Annotated in this window: 22 protein-coding genes; 13 read left to right on the forward strand and 9 right to left on the reverse strand. The window is 41.2% G+C overall.

The genetic code is table 11. The features are described from left to right. The first annotated feature begins 116 nt into the window (after window positions 1-116). A complete protein-coding gene (ilvC, locus tag ACLFKQ_RS11750) occupies window positions 117-1,112 on the forward strand; it encodes a ketol-acid reductoisomerase (RefSeq protein ID WP_449000346.1) in 996 nt (331 codons plus the stop codon). Between the two features lie 286 nt (window positions 1,113-1,398). Here ilvC and cobJ read toward each other — a convergent pair whose 3' ends face one another. Further along, the gene (gene cobJ / locus ACLFKQ_RS11755; protein WP_448999990.1) at window positions 1,399-3,237 is read right to left on the reverse strand and encodes a precorrin-3B C(17)-methyltransferase; all 1,839 of its coding nucleotides are present in this window, start codon (window positions 3,235-3,237) and stop codon (window positions 1,399-1,401) included. 46 nt (window positions 3,238-3,283) lie between these two features. Further along, window positions 3,284-3,679, reverse strand: coding sequence for a YybH family protein (locus ACLFKQ_RS11760; RefSeq protein ID WP_448999991.1), 396 nt, complete (start codon window positions 3,677-3,679; stop codon window positions 3,284-3,286). A 208-nt stretch (window positions 3,680-3,887) separates the two neighbouring features. Between ACLFKQ_RS11760 and ACLFKQ_RS11765 the strand changes: the two genes are divergently transcribed. The 4 genes from ACLFKQ_RS11765 (at window position 3,888) to ACLFKQ_RS11780 (ending at window position 5,573) form a co-directional block, all read left to right on the forward strand. Next, complete coding sequence (locus ACLFKQ_RS11765) at window positions 3,888-4,319, forward strand: hypothetical protein (protein ID WP_448999992.1); 432 nt, start codon at window positions 3,888-3,890, stop codon at window positions 4,317-4,319. 26 nt (window positions 4,320-4,345) lie between these two features. Continuing rightward, complete coding sequence (locus ACLFKQ_RS11770; RefSeq protein ID WP_448999993.1) at window positions 4,346-4,663, forward strand: hypothetical protein; 318 nt, start codon at window positions 4,346-4,348, stop codon at window positions 4,661-4,663. After that, the gene (locus tag ACLFKQ_RS11775) at window positions 4,660-5,148 is read left to right on the forward strand and encodes a hypothetical protein (RefSeq protein ID WP_448999994.1); all 489 of its coding nucleotides are present in this window, start codon (window positions 4,660-4,662) and stop codon (window positions 5,146-5,148) included. Before ACLFKQ_RS11770 ends, ACLFKQ_RS11775 begins: the two co-directional genes overlap by 4 nt. Window positions 5,149-5,351: 203 nt before the next feature. After that, on the forward strand, window positions 5,352-5,573 hold the full coding sequence (locus ACLFKQ_RS11780; protein ID WP_448999995.1) for a hypothetical protein: 222 nt from the start codon (window positions 5,352-5,354) through the stop codon (window positions 5,571-5,573). Between the two features lie 53 nt (window positions 5,574-5,626). Here the strand turns inward: ACLFKQ_RS11780 and ACLFKQ_RS11785 are convergent, their stop codons facing one another. Both ACLFKQ_RS11785 and ACLFKQ_RS11790 read right to left on the reverse strand, forming a co-directional pair. Further along, on the reverse strand, window positions 5,627-7,465 hold the full coding sequence (locus ACLFKQ_RS11785) for an FAD-dependent oxidoreductase (RefSeq protein ID WP_448999996.1): 1,839 nt from the start codon (window positions 7,463-7,465) through the stop codon (window positions 5,627-5,629). Between the two features lie 233 nt (window positions 7,466-7,698). Beyond that, window positions 7,699-8,163, reverse strand: coding sequence for a Uma2 family endonuclease (locus tag ACLFKQ_RS11790; RefSeq protein WP_448999997.1), 465 nt, complete (start codon window positions 8,161-8,163; stop codon window positions 7,699-7,701). 88 nt (window positions 8,164-8,251) lie between these two features. Here ACLFKQ_RS11790 and ACLFKQ_RS11795 point away from each other — a divergent pair, with 88 nt between their 5' ends. The 6 genes from ACLFKQ_RS11795 to ACLFKQ_RS11820 all read left to right on the forward strand — a co-directional run bounded on the left by ACLFKQ_RS11795 (window position 8,252) and on the right by ACLFKQ_RS11820 (window position 12,524). Next, on the forward strand, window positions 8,252-8,737 hold the full coding sequence (locus tag ACLFKQ_RS11795; RefSeq protein WP_448999998.1) for a hypothetical protein: 486 nt from the start codon (window positions 8,252-8,254) through the stop codon (window positions 8,735-8,737). Between the two features lie 498 nt (window positions 8,738-9,235). Then, window positions 9,236-9,760 carry a 5-(carboxyamino)imidazole ribonucleotide mutase gene (gene purE, locus ACLFKQ_RS11800; protein ID WP_448999999.1) on the forward strand — a complete coding sequence of 175 codons (525 nt, stop codon included), beginning with the start codon at window positions 9,236-9,238 and terminating at the stop codon, window positions 9,758-9,760. 128 nt (window positions 9,761-9,888) lie between these two features. Then, window positions 9,889-10,824, forward strand: coding sequence for a beta-carotene hydroxylase (gene crtR / locus ACLFKQ_RS11805; protein WP_449000000.1), 936 nt, complete (start codon window positions 9,889-9,891; stop codon window positions 10,822-10,824). A gap of 77 nt (window positions 10,825-10,901) precedes the next feature. After that, complete coding sequence (locus ACLFKQ_RS11810; RefSeq protein ID WP_449000001.1) at window positions 10,902-11,810, forward strand: o-succinylbenzoate synthase; 909 nt, start codon at window positions 10,902-10,904, stop codon at window positions 11,808-11,810. Window positions 11,811-11,855: 45 nt separating this feature from the next. Continuing rightward, window positions 11,856-12,029 carry a hypothetical protein gene (locus ACLFKQ_RS11815; protein ID WP_449000002.1) on the forward strand — a complete coding sequence of 58 codons (174 nt, stop codon included), beginning with the start codon at window positions 11,856-11,858 and terminating at the stop codon, window positions 12,027-12,029. Between the two features lie 18 nt (window positions 12,030-12,047). Continuing rightward, entirely contained in the window at window positions 12,048-12,524 is a 477-nt protein-coding gene (locus tag ACLFKQ_RS11820) for a Kelch repeat-containing protein (RefSeq protein WP_449000003.1), read from the forward strand. Between the two features lie 5 nt (window positions 12,525-12,529). On the opposite strand, the gene ACLFKQ_RS11825 is transcribed toward ACLFKQ_RS11820, so the two are convergent. From ACLFKQ_RS11825 to ACLFKQ_RS11840, 4 genes are all read right to left on the reverse strand, one after another. Beyond that, a complete protein-coding gene (locus ACLFKQ_RS11825) occupies window positions 12,530-14,335 on the reverse strand; it encodes an FAD-dependent oxidoreductase (protein WP_449000004.1) in 1,806 nt (601 codons plus the stop codon). A 59-nt stretch (window positions 14,336-14,394) separates the two neighbouring features. Continuing rightward, window positions 14,395-15,030, reverse strand: a complete 636-nt coding sequence (locus ACLFKQ_RS11830; protein WP_449000005.1) for a 4'-phosphopantetheinyl transferase superfamily protein — start codon at window positions 15,028-15,030, stop codon at window positions 14,395-14,397. A gap of 163 nt (window positions 15,031-15,193) precedes the next feature. Beyond that, window positions 15,194-16,594: a 2-oxo acid dehydrogenase subunit E2 gene (locus ACLFKQ_RS11835; protein WP_449000006.1), complete on the reverse strand. Its 1,401-nt coding sequence runs from the start codon at window positions 16,592-16,594 to the stop codon at window positions 15,194-15,196. 212 nt (window positions 16,595-16,806) lie between these two features. After that, a complete protein-coding gene (locus ACLFKQ_RS11840; protein ID WP_449000007.1) occupies window positions 16,807-18,771 on the reverse strand; it encodes a dehydrogenase E1 component subunit alpha/beta in 1,965 nt (654 codons plus the stop codon). Between the two features lie 885 nt (window positions 18,772-19,656). Between ACLFKQ_RS11840 and ACLFKQ_RS11845 the strand changes: the two genes are divergently transcribed. Beyond that, on the forward strand, window positions 19,657-19,926 hold the full coding sequence (locus ACLFKQ_RS11845) for a GlsB/YeaQ/YmgE family stress response membrane protein (protein ID WP_449000008.1): 270 nt from the start codon (window positions 19,657-19,659) through the stop codon (window positions 19,924-19,926). 252 nt (window positions 19,927-20,178) lie between these two features. Here the strand turns inward: ACLFKQ_RS11845 and ACLFKQ_RS11850 are convergent, their stop codons facing one another. Then, window positions 20,179-21,507 (reverse strand): hypothetical protein, encoded by a 1,329-nt coding sequence (locus ACLFKQ_RS11850; protein ID WP_449000009.1) that lies wholly within the window; start codon window positions 21,505-21,507, stop codon window positions 20,179-20,181. Window positions 21,508-21,882: 375 nt separating this feature from the next. Between ACLFKQ_RS11850 and ACLFKQ_RS11855 the strand changes: the two genes are divergently transcribed. Beyond that, complete coding sequence (locus tag ACLFKQ_RS11855) at window positions 21,883-22,890, forward strand: hypothetical protein (protein ID WP_449000010.1); 1,008 nt, start codon at window positions 21,883-21,885, stop codon at window positions 22,888-22,890. Window positions 22,891-22,901 lie beyond the last annotated feature (11 nt).

Here is a 22,901-nt window from a genome sequence, read left to right on the forward strand (position 1 = left end):
CGTATCGGTGAGGTATAGAAAAAATCTATAGCTGCCTTCAAAGCCATCGTCTATCTCGACTACCCGAGAAAAATTATAATGAGCCTACGAGCTAAAAATGTTTGGGAGAAATTACTATGGCGCGGATGTATTACGATGAAGATGCTAATTTAGATTTATTTAAAGATAAAACCGTAGCGATTATTGGTTACGGTTCCCAGGGTCACGCTCACGCCCTAAATCTTAAAGATAGTGGCGTTAATGTAATTGTCGGTTTATATGCTGGCAGCAAATCCAAACCCCAAGCAGAAGCGGCAGGATTGACCGTCAAAAACGTAGCTGATGCGGCGCAAGCGGCAGATACGATTATGATTCTGCTACCAGATGAAGTGCAGAAGCAAGTTTATACTAATGAGATTGCACCTTATCTAACTGAAGGCAAGGCTTTGGCATTCGCTCACGGTTTTAATATCCACTTCGGTCAAATCGTCCCCCCCGAAACCGTAGATGTATTCATGGTTGCACCCAAAGGACCGGGACATTTGGTCAGACGCACCTACGAACAGGGGCAAGGGGTTCCTTGTCTGTTTGCGATTTATCAAGATGCTTCGGGGAAGGCACGCGATCGCGCCATGGCTTATGCTAAGGGTATTGGCGGTACTCGTGCTGGTATTTTGGAAACTTCTTTTAGGGAAGAAACCGAAACCGATCTATTTGGAGAACAGGCGGTTCTGTGTGGTGGTTTGAGTGCCCTAATCAAAACTGGTTTTGAGACTTTAATCGAAGCGGGTTATCAGCCAGAGTTGGCTTATTTCGAATGTCTGCACGAAGTCAAATTAATCGTCGATTTAATCGTCGAAGGCGGCTTGGAGAAAATGCGCGACAGTATTTCTAACACCGCCGAATATGGCGATTATACTCGCGGCAACCGCGTAGTCAACGAACAAACTCGTGCGGAGATGCGTCAGATTCTTAGAGAAATTCAGTCTGGTCAATTTGCTCGGGAATTCGTTCTCGAAAATCAGGCTGGTAAGCCAGGATTTACTGCCATGCGCCGTCAAGAAGCCGCACATCCCATTGAAGAAGTGGGCAAAGACGTACGCGCTCATTTTAGTTGGTTGAAACAGAAATAAATCTGTCGGATTGGCTGTAGCGATCGCGATAAAAAGCGATCGTTGCTTCAATATTCTTATACCGTTTAAATTCATATTATATTCAAGGCAAAAAAGAAAAAAGTAAAGTTTTAGCTGTAGCAACACATCAAGTGATTTTAGACTAAATAAATGGGTTAAAATTTTAGTACCAACTTAAAGGCACAAAAAAATGACCCAAATATATAACAAACAACTTCGGCAGCAAATTACCTTTAGTTGATTAAAACAGAAATAATCTCTGTAGGGGCGAATAGCAATTCATCTCCTATAATGAATACCCTCTGGGAGTAATCATCCAGTTAGCATAGTTGCGAGTAGAGCGGTTGCCGATAATCACTGTAGTTAGCATATCGATGGGAACTGCTAACATCTCGTCTAGCGTGGTGAGAGTAACTCGCTCATTATCTCGATATGCCTCGCGGACGATTGCCACTGCGGTGTTAGAGGAACGATACTGTAAAAATATTTCCCGGGCGGTTACAATTTGTTGAGTGCGCTTTTGCGATCGCGGGTTGTAAATTGCGGTAATGAAGTCGCCCTGCGCTGCTGCTTCCAGACGCTGAATAATTACTTCCCAAGGTGTTAATAAGTCACTGAGACTAATGGCACAAAAATCGTGCATTAAAGGTGCACCGACTCTGGATGCCGCCGCTTGTAAAGCGGAGATACCGGGAAATATCTGTACTTGAGGAGTTTTGCCATCCCAATTGTCGGCTTGTAAGGCTTCTAATACCAAACCTGCCATGCCGTAAATCCCGGAGTCACCAGAAGATATCACCGCGACGGTTAAACCCCACCGAGCTAATTTTATCGCTCGTTGCGCCCTTTGTTTTTCCTGGGATATAGGTAGAGATTCGATAATTTGTCCGACTCGCTGCAGGGGTTTAATCAAATCAGTGTAGAGTGAGTAACCGATAACCGCATCGGCAGAAGTAATCGCAGTTTTTGCCGCTGGAGTAATTTGAGCTAAGCTACCAGGACCGATCCCGACTAAAAATAGTTTACCAGTGCGACCCGTATATTCTACCGCAGCTTGGGCGATCGCCACAGTTACTGCTCCAGGTTCGGTTTCACTTTTAAACACCTGTTTGGGGACGAGTAAACGATCGCCTTCGGCAGCTAGAATGGCGGCGGCTTCTGCAACGCTGGGGGTACCGACTTCCTGAGCGACAACATCAGAAGGAGTAGGTACTGTCACCTGATGTAATTGTTCGGCACTAAAGGTTTTAAAAGGTAAGCAAAAATCGCCACATAGTTCTAAAATTCCCGTTTCGTCCGCTTTCAGCTCTATACTAGCTATTCCAGCGATCGCCTCTCGAGCTAAATGAGCTCTCTGACAAGTGTGATCGATCGCCGTCTCGATTAATTGCCGTGAAGTACCTCGTTCGCAACCAATACCGATCCACAACACTCGAGGATGCCATTGTACCTTGGGAAAATCAGACTTAGGGGCGAACTTTCTGCGAGTGGGACTAACCCAGATACGAGCCTGGGGTGTAGTTTCAGAAACGCCAAACTTGAAACCATGCTTCTCTGGTAGATGTTCTTGCCATAGAGTCGAACCCACCTCTTGAATTACCTGTACGGTTTCGCCTCTGGCTGCAGCTGCCATCACTCCCGTCCAATCTCCCTCTCCTTTACCCCAACCGAATGGAAAACCTAGTGTATCGATCGCGATTGACTTGCGGCTACTAGCCGCTCCCGTAATCACTGGCACCGCACCAATAGTATCGGCAACCAGTTGGGTGAGTAAGTCCGCACCGCCTTGATGCCCGCCACACAAACTAATTACATAACGCCCTTCGCCATCGATAACTATGACGGCAGGATCGTGCTGTTTATCTTCTAGTAAAGGAGCGATTAACCGCACCACCGCACCGGCAGCCAGACAAAAAATAATTGCTTGGTGCGATGACCAAATTGAAGTAAGATGTTTTTTAAGACTTGAATGGTAATATTGGGTATTTTCTGTGTTTGCTACGGACTCTGGTAGCCATAAAGTCGCTCCCGTTGTCTGACACAAAGGTTGGAGAATTCCTGCCGCTGTTTGATTGGTAGTGATCGCGGCAAGGGGATAAAATGATTCGAAACTAGAATTTAACAAAGCTCGGTCGGCAATAATTAACGAACAGTTATTAATTATCCTTCAACTAGCGCATAATTGGACTGCCATGATGGTGAATTAAGTACCATTTTTGCGCCATTTTTTGAAACAGATTAGTGGCGAGGGATGGTGCTTTTACTTTTCTACCTCGGCTCGACTGTAACACTATTTCTCGAACGATTATGTAGGCAAGGGCGCGATCGACTTCTAGTTTAATAATTTCTATATCTATCTCAAAAGAATCTGTATTGCGAAAGATAGTTTCCCAGGATGCTTGAATTTCCTTCCACCCCTCAAGCACACTTCCCCCAGGATGAACGCACGAACTGGTCGAGCCTTGCCACCACAGACGGTTCATACCACTCAGATCTTTATTGGAGAAGGCATCGTAAAAGGCTTGATTTACCGCTAGTACCGCTTCTTTATCTGCTGAATCGCTCATAATAAAATTTTACAACTAAGTTCGTTCATCAGAATAAAGTAATATAACACTACGCACGAGTAAACGAGCTTAAATTTGTAGAGTTTATTTCTAATATAAATTCGGATAAAAGTTTTATAAAGTATTTTTAGAACTATAGACGCAAAAAATTCCCTATGTTATCTAAGAAGAGAAAAGTATATAAATTATTATAAAAAAGTATTTGTTAATGAATCGCCAAGAAATAGAAAAAGTAATTCTCTCTCGACATCCAGAACTTCTCGCTACAAATCTTAAGAATTTAAAGAAGACCCATCTAGAAAGCTGGCTAGAACATGATGAAATTACTATTTCTTCAGCAACGTTGGTCAAAATATTTTTAGAGCGCAACGAAAGAGCAGAAATTAATCAAAGGCTGAATAGAGAAAACTTTGGCTTAGTTGCCAAGCTAGGTGCGATAACTAAATGGACGAAAAATGAATTTATTCAAAGCTTCAAGCATCTTTTTGGCAAAGTAACCAAAGATGATGACAAAATTCTCTCTGAAATCGACGCAGTTTCCAAGGAGACGGCTAGAGAAGATCTAGAAAAAGCTGAAACAGTAGTGAATGATTCCAAAAACATAGCCCAACAGTATCGAAATAAATACGGCAAACTTTAATCTATATCGTGAGAGGAGAAATACTAATGGCTTCAACTAGAAAGTTTGAAGGATTAAATTATAGACAGGCTCAAAAACGTAATTCGGAAAAATTTAACGCTTTAAGTAAAACCAAACAGAAAAAGCTTCGGCAGCAAGGTTACAAAAATGTAGGTTGGGACAACGTTTGTAAATCTTGGAGCATTTTGCAAAATAATATTACTTCAAAAGCAATCGACTTGCTAGAATATGCCGTAAAAAAAGCAGAAGCCAAATACAAACGAGCCAAGCAAAGCCAAGATTTACTTGAAGTTCTCAATACTGGTAGCTCTCTGATCGGAAGTTTGAAGGCGAAATATCAATGAGAGTAAACCTATATGAGAGTTGGGAAGAAATATTAGTAGAACTATCAAACTTGTTTTGCTTCGAATTTGAGAAGGTGGACACAATAGTAAGCGATTTTGGCAAATATCAAAATAGTTACACTATCTCCGATATCTGTTTTGCTCGTAAAGCCGATCTAGATAATTTTATTCTAAATGGTGCTGTAGGTTCGGGTGAATATGCTAGAGCTTCAGTTTTATATGCCTTGTACGCTTGTCGCTATCTGACAGTAACTGACATCGAATATCCTACCTATCAAGTCTGGAAAACTCGACACGGCGGGTTAAACTTAGACCACAAGCTACCTAGAAAATGGTTTCCAGAACTGACTTTTGACTGCACCAATTGGCGACCCGTTTCTAAAACGGTAAACATATCAAAGGGGGATGATTTTTTAGACGAAGGTTTAGAAAGACTTCAGTTACTAGCTTCAGAATTGAACCGCGTTCGACACAAGTACTCGTAAGATAGATCGACTCTTCATTGTTGTCACTCAAGCTTTACAAGCTCGTTACTAAAATTGTCCGAACTATTGACACAATCAGCAATCGCTTATGGCTGGAAGTTTTGTTGTCAAGTTTCTCTAAACATCATTTTTTTGATAGATGTTTGTCCTTTTTAAATTTAGTGAGATTGAATAGAACACTTAAATTTGAAGGAGAAACAAATATGGCTATTAAAAATGTTAGCGACCTAGAGTATGATTGGGTAACCGTGCTTCATGAGAAAGGTAAAGCTGTAGCGGCATACGATAAATACATTGAAGACGCTAAAGCAGCAGGCTCTCAAGCCTGTGTTGAATTATTTGAAAAGTTGAAGCAATCTGATGCAGATCGTATGCAAGAAATTCGCCAACATTTAATCGAAGTGATGCAAAAAGGTAAGATGTAATATCTTAGAGCCAGTTTGCAGCAGTTTATTTTTTTAAACTGTCCGAGTCTAGTTCACGATAAAATTGCTTCGGCAATTAACCAATTACCAGCACGATTGAATCTTCCCACTACAGAAATTTTCTCTCCTTCCCGACAAGATAACAATTGTTGGTTTACTAGTGGATTTAGAGTAATTAACTGCCAGTGGGAATTATCGTGTTGTGGTTCGTTGAGAATAATGGCGTATTCTCCATTGCCCAAATTGTGAAAAGTTCCCCGATAGTAATTGCTGTTGGCAATAGTTTTAGTATAGCCATCGCTTGCAGGACAATTGCCATCAAGGGGATAATCTTGGGGACGATCTAAATAGTATTGCTGCCAGTAGAGCCATTCTGGATGTTCTGGCACTAAATTATACAAGGGAATAACAGCAGCTGGTGCATATTGGTCAGTTAATAAAGCTTGCTGTAATTTTCTCACCGATAATTCTTGTGGCTGACAATTAGCTTCGATACACAGTGCGGCTGCCATACCTGCAGCTTGTCCGATATTCATTACTACTGGTTGCAGACGGGTACAGCCATTAGCAAGATGAGAGACAGAAATATTTTTTTCGCAGACGAGTAAACCTGCAATAGATTCTGGAATTAGAGCATCATAGGTAATGGTAAACGGCGTACCCGTCAATCTTCCCCCCCAATGAATTGATTTTGACCAACGGTCAGAGCAGGCTGCCGGTTGCAGAGCAAGTCCGTTGCGTAGCTTCTCGCCTCGCGAGTAGGACTCACTTGTTTCCGCAGCAATCTCTGACTGCAAGGGAAAATCGTACCCAGGATAGTGATGATCGTTAGCATAATTACCAATTGCGATCGCGCTAACTTCTCCATTAGCATTTAGTGGTAGTGGTGCTACACAGCCATTAGCAACGGGTAAAATATCGTTTTCGGTAATTGTTACCTTACCTCTTAGTCTGCGGCTTTCGCGATAGTATGGGTGTAAGGCAAAAGCCGAGTTTAATTTCGGTTGGGGAAAGATTTTCTCTGCCAAACTATAGCCTGGTAACTGAGATTGAATATAAGCCGCAAAGTCGTAACTGTGTTGATATGCCTCTGCCAAAAACTGCTGCTTTTCTGTCTCAGATGCTATGAGGCGATCTAAACCCTCTCCATAATCATTACCGGCGATCGGCCAATTTATCATGTAGAGGTTATCTTGCAGTTTACCATAGTTGAGAAAAGACTCTGCACCATAATTAGCCCAAGCATCGTGAAACGGTGATGAGTCGCCAGAAGAATGAGCAGTTTGGAGATTACTAAAATGTTGCAGCATAAACACCCAGGTAGGTGCTTGTACGGAATATTTAGCCGTTAATTCGTTCTGGATAGCTGGCGCACTAGGTTCGTTAAATTCTGCTTGTAACTCCCAACCCCAACGATGAGGTACTCCAGCTAAAGCCAATAAATCTCCTAATTCCGTAGCGTCGATAATAATTTTGGCTGTAACTGCAAAATCTTCAAACTCGACTCGAGTAACTCTATTGTCCCGTGTTATTACTGCTAATGGTTGATAGTTATTAATCCAGTTGAGATTTGGTATCTCGTTAACCCAGTCGGCAAAAATCTCTGCACCGATACGAGGATGATAGGTAAACAGACTCACCCAAGCATTGTCCAAACCTCCAGGCTGTCTCTGTTGTAGCTGCCTTAAATATTTCCCCCATAACCCCGTTTGCCATGCTGCCAGCTCATTGCCATCAGGCGCACTAACTCCTGCTGCAGTAAGCATTCCTCCCAACCAAGACAATTCACTAACTAAAATAGTGGCAACCCCCCGTCGAGAGGCTTGAATAGCAGCAGCAACTCCACCAATACCACCACCGATAACTAAAACTTCGGTATTAATTTGCTGCATCGATAAATTTACCAACAGGCGATTCTTAATTATATTAGGGCTTGCTGAATAAAAAAGAAAAGTAGACAGTCAAGGAAGTTGCTGCTAAAAAAATTTTTGTTTTTGTAAGCGAAAATTATTTATTGCTTGGGAAAACTGAAGCTAATCCCAAAGTGACTTCAGCAAAATTTGGTAGTTTGATGGTTTCTTCCGGTAGAAAAATATTTTTAGCTTTATAATCGAATTTGCCTTGACTATCGGAAAAAGGGCAGGCAATTATAAGCCTCTAAACGACTATCCACCAAGTTGAAAATCCAATAATTGTTAATCCCTGCTTCGGCATACAGAGATAACTTAACTTCCCTGTCATACTCTAGAGTAGAATCAGCAATTTCTACGATTAAAATTATATCTTTGGCAGTAAGATGAGCAGAGAGATAATTATCGGATTTTTGTCGAGCAATAACTACATCGGGTTCTGGTTCGCTATCTGAAAGTATAATAGGCTCTTGTACTCTTATTTCAGCTTGTTTACCGACTAGGTCATAAAGCCGTTTCCACAAAAAAGATTTGCATACCGAATGAGGAGTTCGCTTGGGAGCCATTTCGATGATTTCTCCTCTAATCAGTTCTATTCTATCGTTCTCTGTAAACATCCCTAAATCTACGAGTTTATGATATTCATCTATAGTGAACTTGCGGCGAGTAGCGACAACCATCTAGAAAAATATTAATCATTTTGATTCGATAGCTTTATTTTACAAAATAAATTCTCCTTAATAAAATAAGCTGCTAGTTAATAAATTGATGCTTGAGGAACTAGACGAAATAACGCAAGAAATTTATCGTAAATACAAATCGGCACTAAAATACATTGGTGTAGATTTTTCTCGTGAAGATGTCAGAGAAGCAATTGGCAATTGTGGCTATGGAATGGAAGCGGCTTTTCAAAGTATTATTGAATACTGGATTAATTTACAAAATAAAAATAAAAAAATAGATTATCCTAGTGCCTTGTTAATTGCCGCTCTAAATAACCATTGGCATCCATACAACTGGCAAGATGAATATTTAGAGGATCCGAGATTTAAGAGTATTTGCTTAAAATGGTGGGAAGAAGCGGGAAAACTTTGGGGCAATGATACTCGAAATCAATTAATTGCAGATGTCTATGAAAATAATTCTGGTGAGGAATATATTTTATTAACAACAGGAGAAAAGATATCTCTCAGAATTGCACAAGTTAGAAGATGGAATTGGCTTCTAAATTATGCCCAATCTCAACAATTTTAAATTAAATCCTACTAATACAATCCCACCAATGGATACCCCGACAAAATCTCTCGAACCGCAACTATCAATCACTATAAATGCCAATAGTTTATTATCTGCGGTGGGAATACATAAAGAATTTTCTTTACATAACTAAGGGAGAATTCATTTATCCATGTTATAAAATGATAGTTTAGACGCGTAAAAAGAGGTCAAGCTGTTGCTTTGATGGGAGTATTTGGCTCGGGAAAATTGATATTTAGGCGATCACTTTATGGAAATTACGCGTTCGATCGCTTTTAAACTGGGGTTAAACACGAATACAATTGGGTAGATTTAGTACGAGTAACTTAAAGCTAAGAAAATTTAAATTTATGAGTTATAGAAATCGTCGAAACAGCGATCGCTAGAATCATTTTGATAAAAATCTAAAATTAAACTTAAGAACCTCTAAGAGATAACATCTTTTTTCATAGCTAATCGATAATTAATAATTGGTCATCGAGCATTAGGTTAAGTGTGAGTGAAAATACAGCAAAGATTGGCATAATCATGGGTAGCGATTCCGATCTACCCACTATGGAAAGCGCGATCGCTATCTGTGAAGAATTTCAAGTAAAATGGGAACTAGCAATTGTTTCGGCTCATCGAACTCCAGAATACATGGTGAACTATGCCAAACAAGCTCATCATCGAGACATTAAAGTAATTATTGCAGGAGCAGGAGGCGCGGCACATTTACCAGGGATGGTAGCGTCGCTCACTCCTTTACCCGTAATTGGCGTACCAGTTGCTACCAGACATCTACAGGGGTTAGACTCTCTATATTCCATCGTACAAATGCCGAGAGGAATTCCCGTTGCTACAGTGGCGATCGGCAACGCGCAAAATGCAGGGTTATTAGCCGTACAAATCTTAGCTACTAATAATTTAGAGCTACAGCAGCGCGTCGAGCAGTATCGGCAACGTCTAGCTCAGAAAGTGCGCGAAAAGCAGGATCGGTTAAACCAACTAGGGTATCAAGAATATTTAACAAAAATGTAAATTTTCAGGCGGAGTAGTCCCGAAAAAATTAGATTACGTTACAAATCTTTACCGGCAGCAAATAGTAGTGTAAACTACCTTTCAGCAAAGGTATATTTAGTAAAAGTTTAAGAGGAGCAAAAACCAAAATGCAGTCGGTTTTGACCAAAGGTCACTTGCAAGCTCCGCTCGATCGAGTTGGGGAAACAGTGACACTGCGTACAGTACCCAAAGAATTTCTCAAACCTCCGAGTGGATTGAATCCCAACGTTTTGATGACCATTACGGCGATCGCGCTACTGAGTTTATCGACTTGTGGTTATTGGTTGTGGAATTTTCCGGACTGGTGCTGTTTTTTAGCTAACGTCCTGGCACTACACTTATCGGGAACGGTCATTCATGATGCTTCTCACAATAGCGCACACAGTAACCGTGTGGTTAACGCTATTTTAGGACACAGCAGCGCACTAATGCTGGGATTCGCTTTTCCGGTTTTTACTAGGGTACATCTCCAGCATCACGCTCACGTCAACGATCCTGAGAACGATCCCGATCATTTTGTTTCTACGGGGGGACCTTTGTGGCTGATTGCAGCGCGGTTTTTTTATCACGAAATCTTCTTTTTTAGACGGCGTTTGTGGCGCAAATACGAACTATTAGAATGGTTTCTCAGCAGATTATTTTTAGTTACTGTGGTTGCTTTAGGAATTTACTATGGTTTCCTCGGCTATGTAATGAACTTTTGGTTCGTGCCTGCATTGGTAGTAGGAATAACTTTAGGATTGTTTTTCGATTATTTACCCCATCGTCCCTTTCAACAGCGCGATCGCTGGAAAAATGCTAGAGTCTATCCCAGTCCCATCCTCAATCTGCTGATTTTAGGACAAAATTATCATTTGGTACATCATCTCTGGCCTTCTATTCCCTGGTATAAATATCAGCCAGCCTACTATGCGACGAAACCTCTGTTAGATGCTAAAGGGTGCGAACAGTCTCTAGGTTTACTAGACGGTAAAAATTTTTTAAGCTTTTTATACGATATTTTTTTGGGGATTCGTTTTCATCGTCGCCAAAAGGAAAAATAGGATCGTCTACATAAGTGAATAAATCAAACTTTTTTTCCTTGACCTTGACCTCGATCGCCAGTAGTCGTTAATGATTTGTGAGACAAGTCTATAGATTTAAATACAAGTCTTATCAGCGCCATTTTCGCTCCCCTTTACAAACCAGTCAGGGTATTTGGCGAGTGCGGCAAGGGATTATTATTAGTCTGATGGATGAAACCGGTAAGGTTGGTCGAGGGGAAATTGCTCCACTGCCTCAGTTTGGTTCGGAAACTTTGGCACAGGCATTAGAATTTTGTCAACAGTTGGGAGCAACTATTGCGATCGATGAGATTTATGGCATTAGCGATCGCCTCCCTTCCTGTCAGTTTGCTTTCGAGTCGGCATTATTAAATTTATCTAGCAAAAGCGATCGCCCTACTGCTTTAGACTACTCTTATCTCTTACCTGCAGGTAAACACGCTCTAACCGCCTGGCAAAATATTTCTCAACCACATTTCAATACTTTTAAATGGAAAATTGGCGTGCTACCTATTACAGAAGAAATTACCATTTTCCATCAATTAGTCAGAGTTTTGCCTCCAACTAGCAAATTAAGACTAGATGCTAACGGAGGATTAACTATCCAACAGGCGCGGCAATGGTTAGAGGAAACTCAAGCAACTGATACCGTAGAATTTATCGAACAGCCTTTACCTCCCGCTAATTTCGTCGAGATGCTGTCTTTGAGGCGGGAATATACTACCGCGATTGCTCTTGATGAATCTGTAGCCAGTTTTCACCAATTAAAAGAAGCTTACCAACGAGGCTGGAAAGGTATTTTTACCGTCAAAGCGGCAATTATGGGTTATCCTAGTCGCTTACTGACTTTTTGTCGAGAAAAAGCGGTCGATGCTGTTTTTTCCTCCGTATTTGAAACCGAGATCGGTCGTCAAGCAGTTTTAGATTTAGCAGCGAAATTAAAAAGCGATCGCGCTGTGGGTTTTGGAGTAGAGCACTGGTTTTGATTGCTGTGTTTACTTCGTTAGCTCTAGCGAGCGAGATCTTTTCCAATGCTAGTTACTCAAGAACACTTTCAACAACAAAAGTATCGTCAGTTTGGCAAACAAAATCCCGAACTGATGAACTTTGAGTTTTGGCAATATATGGTGAGAACGAGAATTTCAGCCTGGGAAGCGAGTCAGAGATTTCAGCAATCTAGAGCGACACTCGAACGAGCCATTTGATGTTTCGATCGATACGGGATGAGCGAAACCAAGCTTGAAGATGGCAGAACTATCTTTATCGGTGGCGAACACGAAGATTTTTATGACGATGATTTTTGCATTTACAATGATGTAATTGTTTTTAATAGTGAGGATGATTGGTCTATATATGGCTATCCCAAAGAAGTGTTTCCGCCTACAGATTTTCATTCGGCAACTTTAATAGGCAATGGTATTTATATCATCGGTGGTCTTGGCTACAAAGGAGAGAGAAACTTTCAAGAAACGCTAGTATTTCGACTCGATCTTAAATCTCTAAAAATTGAAGCTATTGAAACCTACGGCAAAAAACCTGGCTGGATTCATCAGCACGAGTCAGTATATTTAGAACGAGAAAATTGTATCTATGTAAGTGGAGGACTACTTTCTACGTTGTTTCAGGGGAAGGAAATAATTTTTGCCAACGTCGATGATTATGTTTTGCATCTTTCAACTATGACTTGGGACAAAGTTTGATGTTTTTACTTTCCGATATTGATGGTTACTCTTTCATCACCTAGCTTAACGGCGATCGCGTTTTCTGCCGCAGCTAGCTGATAGTCAAAATTCAGTCCGGGTGCGAAGTAGCGAGCTTCTGAAGAACGCATTAGGACAATGGTTCCCGAGGGATCTTGCGATTTGAGTAGATGTTTGAGTCCTAACAGTAAGGCAAAATATACCTCAGGCTGGCGATCGAGAATGCCCAGCGATCGCTCTTCGGCAGAAAATGCAGTTTGATAGAAGGAACTGTGATTTAGCTTGGCAATTGGCGGTAAGTTGAGTATGTTATCGCGAGAGTTGTTGTCAGTGGAACTAGCTCCCAATAAAACTCGTTCTGAGTTGGTTTCACTATCGAGAGTTTCGATATCTTCAATAACCAGCTTGAAAATTTCTGCCGCACTGGGATGAACCGCACAGGTTAACCAACGAGAATCAGTGATGGGTAGATCGATCAGGATTGCTGCTAGGGAAATTAGTTCGGAAGCATCTCGGTGACAAATGTGAATCGCTTCAACTTTGGCGCGATCGCCATTGTATAAATACCACAGTTTCCCAGTCTCATTGTGAACCGCCGACCAACCTAAAACTTTAAAATCTACAGCACGCCACCCTGGCGACAATAGCGTCCAAGGGGAACCAACTAGTGCTAATGACTTGCGACCATGTACTCTTAAAGGTAAACACTCGAAATCGCTCATGTTGAGAGTTTCGCTACTAGACCAAGCACGAGCTAACTTTTTAGCCTGTAATTCTGCCTCCGTAGCTGAAAATAAACCAGACGCATCTCCTAAAACTGAAATATCCGAACGACCGATAATATTAGCCTGCTGTAAGTCAAGCTCTAAAATAGTTATTGTTTTACCGTCAATTGGGGGTAAATTGATTTCCGTCGCACCATCGTAGAGCAAATGGTCGAAAGCAATTGTTTCTAATCTATTCCCTACTTCAATCGTCAAACTATTGGGAACGACGGAGCCTCCTCTGACTTCATTAATTTTGGCCGAGTCAATTATTTTAATTCCCCGTTTGCTCAACTCCCGTTGAAAATATTGCCAAGAAGGTAAATGAGCTAGTAAAGGATTGGTAGTAAAGACAACTGTAGTTTCAATCCCGCGATCGCAAGCAATATTGGCATAGGATAGAGAAGCGGGGTTACCTTCTGAGACGATAACTAGTTTACCTGCGGTAATTTGCCAATATTCCTGTAAAGAACAGGTAGCTTCTAACCAGGGAAATTTGGATATTTGATTGCCTGTCGCTAAAACCAAGCGATCGAAACTTATCTCATCTCCGTTTTTGAGAATAATCTGTTTATCTCTGACTTCGACTACTTCCCCTTCAATTAGAGGATAGCCAAGCTCTTGAAAACTTTGTTGAGTAAATTGGCGCAGAGAAGAAACAAATTGCTTTCCTCTTTCAATTGCCGCTGCTCCCTGCTGACGATAGGCAGTGTAGTATTCTGAAGGCATACAGCCAATGTTGACGCATTTACCTCCAAAGGCGCAATCGCGAGCTACAATTTTGACATTTTGATAGCCCAAGCGATGGAGACTGCGAACCAAGGTATAAGAAGCAATTCCCACTCCAACTACTACAATCGATTCGGATCTATCTACCTGAAGATTGACTGGAGGATTGGATTCTAACAAACCAACTGGATTGACTAATTCCCTCTTACTCAAACTGTATCTGAGCTTATAAAATAAACCTCGTTGCCAAAATTTGCCCAAAAAGCCGTACAATTTTGCAAAAATTCCAACCGAACGTCGATTTATTCCTTTTAACATCTATGTTTTCTATGGGTTTGTTAAGTTTAGTCGTCAGAGAAATAATTAAGAGTGAAATTTTAATTCCTAATTGCCAAAACCGTCGCTACCGAATAGTTTTGAGTATGACTGATGCTGAGTTGAAAATTAAACCGAAGATCGATAGCGCGATCGCTTAGAGTAATTACAGGTCTACCCTGTTGATGAGTGACTACAATCTCATCCATGCGCAGGTTAACTAGTTCTGGCGCGGCTTTCTTTAAAGCCTCTTTAGCACAAAAAATTCCGCAGAGATGTTGTTTGGGCTCGTTTTTAAGTAAAGCATAGGAAATTTCTTCTAAGCTAAATAGAGCTTGGTAAAATTCATGAGTGCGATAATTGGAGGTGTCGGGCAAATTATCTACCTCTTCGATATCCACTCCGACCGAGATAGCCGATGAATTTATTTCTTTTGGTCGTGCTGTCTCTCGAACTTCTGGAGATGCGATCGCACTATTTCGCTCTGTTGCTTCTCCTACCTGAGCCGCAATACGCTCTAATGTCCAACTGTCTGCCAAAAAAGGTAGTTTTTGCTGATACTTACGTTCTAAAGCACTTTGAACTTTTAAAATTTGAATTGAAGAATTAATTCCCAAAGAACTCAAGCTGGTTGTTGGGGTTATCTGTTGCGGAGACTTGCCAGCAATATTTGCCACAATACCTACTACTTTTTCCATTTTTTCTTTTACCTACACAGTTCTTATGCGTTTACAAGAGATATTAGGAGTAGGTCAAGCACGCTTGCATTAGGAGTAGTAAGTATAAAGTAGAAAGACAAAATAATTTACCTTTCCCCTTTCTCCTTTGACCTTTTACCTTCTTAGAGCTTATAACTATTTATCAAAATCCTTCCCGACACACCTGACAGATATATGCGGTTTCTCCTCGTGAATTGACGTGAACCTGCATCAAAGCATCCGAACCGAATTGTTCGTATAAAGCGTCAAGAGAAATCGAGCATTTACTGCACTCAACATTATTAGTCTTTGCCATTTGTTGGATTTGCGGTAGCCTGGAAAGACCGTAGCTGAGCAGACGTTTTTTTAGTTCGTTGAGAAACAGGGCTACTTCTCGACCAGCAGAAAGACGATGATCGAAAACTATAGTTAGAGTTACTGGTTCTCCTGGTAAGGAGCGATCGCCGCCAATACCGAGGATAATTGACTGGTGTTGATTGAGTAGGGGTTGAAAATGCAAAATTCCTTCATTGGAAAGATCGCTAATAGTTACCGTTCCTCCCGTCAGCACTTCAGGAGTGAGACTATTGTCTAAATACTGCATGGCGTAGTTATTAATCATCTCTAGCATCTCGGCAGGAGCGAGTAAATTGGCATTTTGAATTACGGGGACTTTCAAACCTTTACCTAAATCCATTGCCAAACCAATGTTGATGCGATCGTAGTAATAAATTTTGCCAGTTGCATAATAGGCATTAAACACCGGATATTCTTCCAGCAAACGGGAAAACTCAAACAAAATTAACGGTAAAATTTGTCCGTTGAGCGAGTTGGTTTCAGCCAAAGTTAGTCTGATATCAGCAGAATTAAACTGTACTGTTAAAGAGCTATTAATTCCTCCGGCTTGTCCTGCTGTAAGTAAGCTAATTTCAAGCTGCTTGGACTTACTAATTTTTTGAGAGCGCAAATTAACGCTGTTGGCAGGAGGGGGAGCTTCTACCGTAGTAGGCTCAGGAGTAGCTACAGGTTGAGATTTGCCCAAAGCTCGTTCGATGGTTGCCACCGAAACCAATCCTATACCTGCAAACTGACTTTCGTCGAGATCGTGTTGCGCTACATATGCTTTGGCTGCCGGAGAAAAGCGAGTGAAATCGAATGACGCTTGTAAAGTAGTAACGGGTTGTTCTGGAGGAGCGATCGCCTGAGAACTACCGTTGCGATTATTATTGACTTGAGAAGTAGCAGGGGATACTTCAACGGGCCGTTCTAAAACTTTGGAAGTCTGGGTTTCAGGAGGTGTCCCCCCAGTCAGAGCTAGTTCTAATTCGCTCAGTTCGGAATAGATAGTGGCGATCGCCTCGCCTACTTTTACGCTATCTCCTACCTGAGAATTAATCGTAACATAGCCAGTGGCTTCGCTTTCAATACTGACGACCGCTTTAGAAGTTTCGACATCGGCAAGTTCTTGTCCTTTTTCCACAAACTGTCTATCTTCTACATACCAATGAACGAGATCTACTTCGTTATCGTTGGTATTGACTCTGGGAACTAATATATCTTTCATGGTTAATTATCTTGAAGCTCGTATCGATTGGCAACAGTTTTCTACTTCAATTCTTTAGCTAGTCTTTAGCTAGATAATAATTTTTGAGCGCACTTGTTGTGGAGTTGGCTGAAAATCTGATTAGGAGCGAAAACTGAAAACTAATTTTGTGAATAAGGCTTCAAATAGATATTTACCAACAGTCACAGTAGCAGGCGCGAAATGCGTCGCTTTTATGGTGGAGTGATTTGTGACTGAGTTTGAAACCGTTCGTGGTTGACGATCGCCGTAATAATCTTGTCGGAATCGGGCAATATAGCTTTTTCTAGCGGACTAGAAGCAGGAATAGCCATCGAGGGTGGAAAAATCCTGGTTACGACTGGTAAAAATTTCGAGCCAGCTTCGGTAATTTGAGCAACGATTTCGGCACCAAATCCTGCATATCCCTGTCCTTCTTCTACAACTGCTAGTAGCTTACTACCAGCGATAATGTCTAAAAATGGCTCGATAGCAAAAGGATAAATTTGTGTCGGACAAATAACTTGGGCGATTAAGTCGTGTTCTTGAAACAGGCGATCGCACACCATTACCAAAATTTCACTCATTCCCCCATAACCGATGAGAGTTACATCTACGGCTAAGGCTTGTGGTTTAATCCAAATTGTGGGAAAGGTTTCGTTACTCACCATTCTGGTAAATCCTTCTGGTAACTGTTGGCGTAAATTCTGCGCGTAGAGAATTTTGTTCTCAATTACCAAAGTCGGATCGAGATTTGCTTCAATGATAGTATGATAAATCGGTCTGGGTTCAATTAAATTGTTAGGAGCGACGATCTTCAGTCCGGGAATACCAAAAAAATGACTGTCCAACGTCTGGCTGTGAGTTGGACCGTATCCCCTACCGCCTCCCATCGGGGTACGAATGACCACATTAGCCGTCACCTGCTGGTTATACATCTGACGAAACTTACTAGCATGATTGAGAATTTGATCGAATGCTAGGGTACTAAAATCGCCAAACATAATTTCGACAAACGTCTGATAGCCTGCCATTGCCAACCCCGTAGATACTCCGACGATCGCCGCTTCGGAAATTGGCGTGTTGAATACGCGATCGCCATATAAATCTGATAGTTCTTTACTTACTTTAAATGCTCCACCGTAGGGCGATTTAATATCCTCACCGATAAACAGCATTTGAGGATACTCTGCCATCAAGTCGATAAAAACCTGATTGAGAGTTTTGTTAAATCGCCGTTTGGTAACGGTTTTTTCTTGCCATTGGATCTGTGGAGATTTAGCCGCAACTACCTCTAGTTCTGGATAGTTAGCCGCTTCGGCGATCGCTACTGCTTCGTCAATCGAGCGATCGATTTCAGCGAGTAAAGCAGTTAACCCTGGCTGCGGTTCTCCCAGCAACAGATTGAGGGGATCTTTGCGTTCGTATGGTTCGACTAAGCTGCGATCGCGGTTGTCGTCTCCTTTGGAATGTGCCTTGAGCCTGAAGGTATCTATTTGTAAAAATGCTGGTTTGCCTTCGTTTCTAACATAACTGACTAAATCTTCTGCAATAGAATACAGTTGTTCCCAATTCCAAGTATCTCCGCGAGCGTTACGAATACCAAACGCATCTGCTCGACTACAAATATCTCCCGCTAGGGTTTCTTCCTGACTGGTAGATTGAGCATAGCCATTGTTTTCTAGCACCACCAGTAAAGGTAATTCCCACTTAGCGGCAATATTCAATGCCTCATAGAAAGTACCCTCTCCCAGAGTACCGTCCCCCACAAACACGGTAGAGATTTGGCGATCGCCATTAAATTTACGAGCGCAGGCTAAACCCACAGCTACGGGCACGATCCCACCTTGAATGCCGTTGGAGTAAAAACCGTCTTTGCAGAGATGTTGACTACCACCCCAACCGCCACATACTCCAGTTTGTTTTCCCATAATCTCGGCGACTAAACCGCCGACATCTTTGGTAAATGAAAGAAAATGACCGTGACAGCGATGATTGGAAAATATAGAGTCTCCAGGTTGGAGAAATTCTGTAATTACTGCTCCTGAAAATTCTTGTCCGATGCAGGTATGAACCGTGCCAAATAGCTTTCCTTGACTGTAAAGCTCTAGTAAGCGTTCTTCTAAACGACGAGATAAGAGAGCCTTACGAATAATCTTGTTTTTAGTCTGTTCGAGCATTGTAGAATTTGATTTTTTGCTTTTAGTTCGCTGGCTTCAATTAAGGTAAGTTATTCAATCTTTGGCACAGAAATTTTTTTTTACTCAATGACTCAATGAATGTATGTTAGCGAAAAATTAGCCAATAGCTTAAATTAAATAGCTCAAATTCTAAACAGCTTGAATTTTAGATGCAATCCCTAGTTTCGCTGGTAGTGTTAGAGAGTTCTAAGGGACTCGACACGATTACGACGTTTGACCTAAGGAGGGAACGGCTACTAAGATAAAAGGATGGCGCTCGCCCTAATCCTTAGTCATATTCATACTACTGTTGAAATCTATTGAGTTATGGCTAATCAATAATTTACAGCAGTTTTCGTTTGGGTAGACTACAATCTTGGTATTAGGCAGGAGTCAGGAGTCAAAAAGCAAAAGAAAAAAGTTGCTCGGTTGTGTTCTATTCAACTGAAAAGCGCAGTAAGTGATGTAAAAGATATTGATTCGCCCAGCAACTCTTCCTCAACTTCCGAGCTCTAAACTTTGATTTGACCAATTGAGCAATTCTTTACGAGATTATTGGTTGAGTTCGATTATTAAAATCAAACATAGAACATAATAATTATAATTTCAGAGCTATCCTAGTTTCTAGGTTTTAAATTTAAACTTTCCCTAAGTTATCTGCTTAACAAAAATTGAAAATCTATGAAGTTAATGTAAAGCCGTGAATTTGGCATTTTTGAAGCTCATTTAAATCATTAATTCGATAGAATTACAAATCTTCTTTTAGATAGACGAAGTTTATATAAATCTTTATTAACTTATATATTAAATGGCTATTTTTATTGAATAATTCACGTTTAAATCCAAGATAGCAAACAGTAAAAATATCAAAACAGGAGAAAAAATATGGGTATTATTGCCTGGATCGTTTTAGGTTTAATTGCAGGTGCCTTAGCAAAGTTGATTTATCCCGGTGACCAAGGTGGCGGTATTATTGCCACCATCGTTTTAGGTATTCTCGGTGCTTTAGTAGGAGGCTGGCTCGGTTCACTCATCCTGGGGACATCGGCAGGTGCGACGGCAGGAACCTTATCCATTCCTAGCATTATTTTTGCAGTTATCGGCGCGATTATTTTAATCTTTATCTGGGGTCTAGTAACTCGCCGTTCTGCTTAAAAATGACTCGGCTAAATAATAAATCTCGATAATACTGGTAAGTCCGATCGGAGTTTGTCAGAGGCGATCTGATACCGCCTCTGTTTTTGTAAGTTTTAATCGACTTCGATCGCAGATTACTCCGTCGTTCTGCGGCGGAGCCTGCACTGAGCCTCGAGGGACACCATGCCGAGTCATTGATTATCCAACGAGTCCACCTCTGAAAGAGGTGCTGAGATCGCGTCTTTCTGGGCAATAAAAGGCGCAGTAATTTCACAGAAATCCTTTCTTTTTCTTTTTCTTCTTACTCTTAGATTTGGTTTTTTGCACCTGCGCCAAGGCTTCTTCGAACAAGTTATTCAAATGCAGGGGAACGCTAGCAATGTCTGGTAGCACTGGTTTTAGCGGTTTGTCGTATTTTTGCAGTGTCGCTGGTAAATCGGTTTCTAGGTTGAAATTATCGTTATTTAACACAACTTGCAGCACTTTTTCCAGTTGAGTTGCATATTCTTCTACTAATAGTTGCCAAATATAATAATTAGCTGATGGTTCTTCAAGATATTGGCGAACTAAATATTGGCAAGTAAGGTCTTGTGCTGCATTTTCCGTGTCTAAAAGTTCGGTCAGCTTGAGGTGGTGAGGTAAATACATTTGTCCCCAGCGCGGATGAGAAATAACCGTGACACGTTCGGCATTTTTGATTTCTGGCGGTAAATCCACTTTGGGAATAACTGAGGAAAGCTTTTTTTTGCTGTTTAAAACCTTAGTGACTGCTGCGGCATCTGTTTCAGATAAATCTGCATTAGCTTCAATTTCTGAAATATCTGCACCAGATTCTCGTACTAGTTCCTGCATTGATTTAGAGGTATCAATTCCTGCTGCCTCCAAACGTTTTTGACTCATTATACTTTGGAGTTCCCCTAGCTTTTGATTGAGTTCTTCTCCAGGCAGAGTCAGGCGATCGCTACCAAAGTAATCGATAAATTCTTGATGGTATACTGCTACCGATTCCCAAGCTTCTTCTAGGAGTTGGGGAGCGTCTCCGTAGAGTTCGCTGTTAAATTTAGTTCTAAATTCTCCTACAGCAACTGCCAGCTTTGGCTTACCCAATTTACCCTTGACGATGCGATCGCTAAAAAAGAACCAACAATCGTCTTTTAGAGGTGCGAGGCGAGTTAGTAAAATTTCTCCTAGTTGCCAGCGATCGGACTCGGCAGTTGGAATGGTAGAGTGAGGTATAATTGAATATTCTTTGGCGGTTAGCCAGTTCATTAACTTTAAACTGCCATCAGAAATTGCTTTAATTTCAAATAAACCCGTAAAGTTATCCTGCCAGCGTTCTAGTAAAGCGCGATCTTCTCGATCGAGATCTTCTCGTTCCTTGCTGAATAGTTCGAGAGGAGTTTGTTCTTTTTCCCCGACCTTGCCTTCAGTCAAAAAAGTATCGACGATAATATTTTGTTGTTTGATATCGTACTTCTCCTGACTACCATGTTCGGCAGCATAGGTTTCTAGCGCGACTGCCAATTCTCCTTCTGCATCATAAACAAAGTCTAATAAAGCTTCTTTTAGCGCGATCGCTCGGTTAACTAAATCTTTCATCTAGGTTTGGTGATTCAATCGATTTCTACTATTTTTCATTTTTTAGCTAAAAATCTCTCCCGTAGGAAAATTTTCCCGTTTGTCTTGTCGATTGGCTTTTTCTTAGTAACGAGAAGTCTTGGCTAGACGACCTCATCAGTTTTCTTACGATTGATTGATTCGATTGCTCTACTCAATGCGTTGACTTGAGTTCTCGTCGCTTATTTTATGCCGAGTACTGCTGACTCAGGTAGCAAATATCAAAAACTTAGGCTATATTGTGTGGTGCTGGAAAACTATAATTTTACTGTAGTAGTATTAAAATTAAGTGAAATTATGTAAATTAAATCTTTAACCTATAAGTAGTTAGTTAATCAAGATGTTCGGTATAGGTCGATGACGGAATTAACCACAAAATTATCGGTAGAACAAACATTATCTTTAATTAAAAGCTATGATTTCGATTTAGGAAAATATAGTATAGAACAATTATTACAAAAATGGTTAAATGACTATCACATCGACTGGATACGTTTGGCAACCATCGAAGCTCTATATTTAGGAAGATATAAAGCTATTTCCATCGAACAAATTTTAAGTGTTTGGTTCCGACGGGGAAATCCTAGTACTCATTTTACTCACGAATTTGAGCGTTTAATTTGCCGTAATCTACCGAGACATTTGAGTAACTTAACAGACTTTTCAACTCAAGAAAATAAACCTAGAGAAACTTTTTCTGCATCTCTGAATGATAGTCGTGACCCTCGGCGATTATCCTATAAGACGTGGGAAAAGCCTCCGCTACAGACGCAGAGTAGTAAGGCGATCGCTCCTCAGAAACCGACCTCATCAATGTCCCCAGCCACTTCGCCTACCCCAAAAGCCAGTCAGAGACTACGCCACGACCCTCGCCAAGGCAGCGATAAAAATTCGGCGAGGAAGCCACCCGTTCAGAGAAGACATCGCCAAAACGAGTGGAAATCGAGTTCGGCAAACCAGAATGCTAGTTCTAAATGTTCCTCAGAATCTATAGCTGTTGGTGGCAAAAAAGACTCTCCCCAGACCCCCTTACCTGCTCAGACCGTCGAGCGAAATTTGGTTGGCTCATCAGAGAATGGCGATCGCTCCAAGCCACAATCCTCACAACTAAACTCAGAACCTGCCGATCTGGGGAGTTTTGAAGCAACCTCAAAACCTTCAGCTAACGATGCGGATAATCAATCTGCCCTAACTAATTCATCATCCAAGAGTTTAGTTCCTACTGCCAAAATCTCCGAGGAAACGAGTTGGACGGAAATTGCTGCCGAAGCAACTCCCATCGACCGGTTCGTTCCTCTGCCAGATGTTTCAGCCTTTTACAATAAACTTAAAGCTTTTGGGCAAGAAAAATTAGAAGAACAGTAAGATCTATTACA

The organism is Myxosarcina sp. GI1(2024), assembly GCF_053543375.1.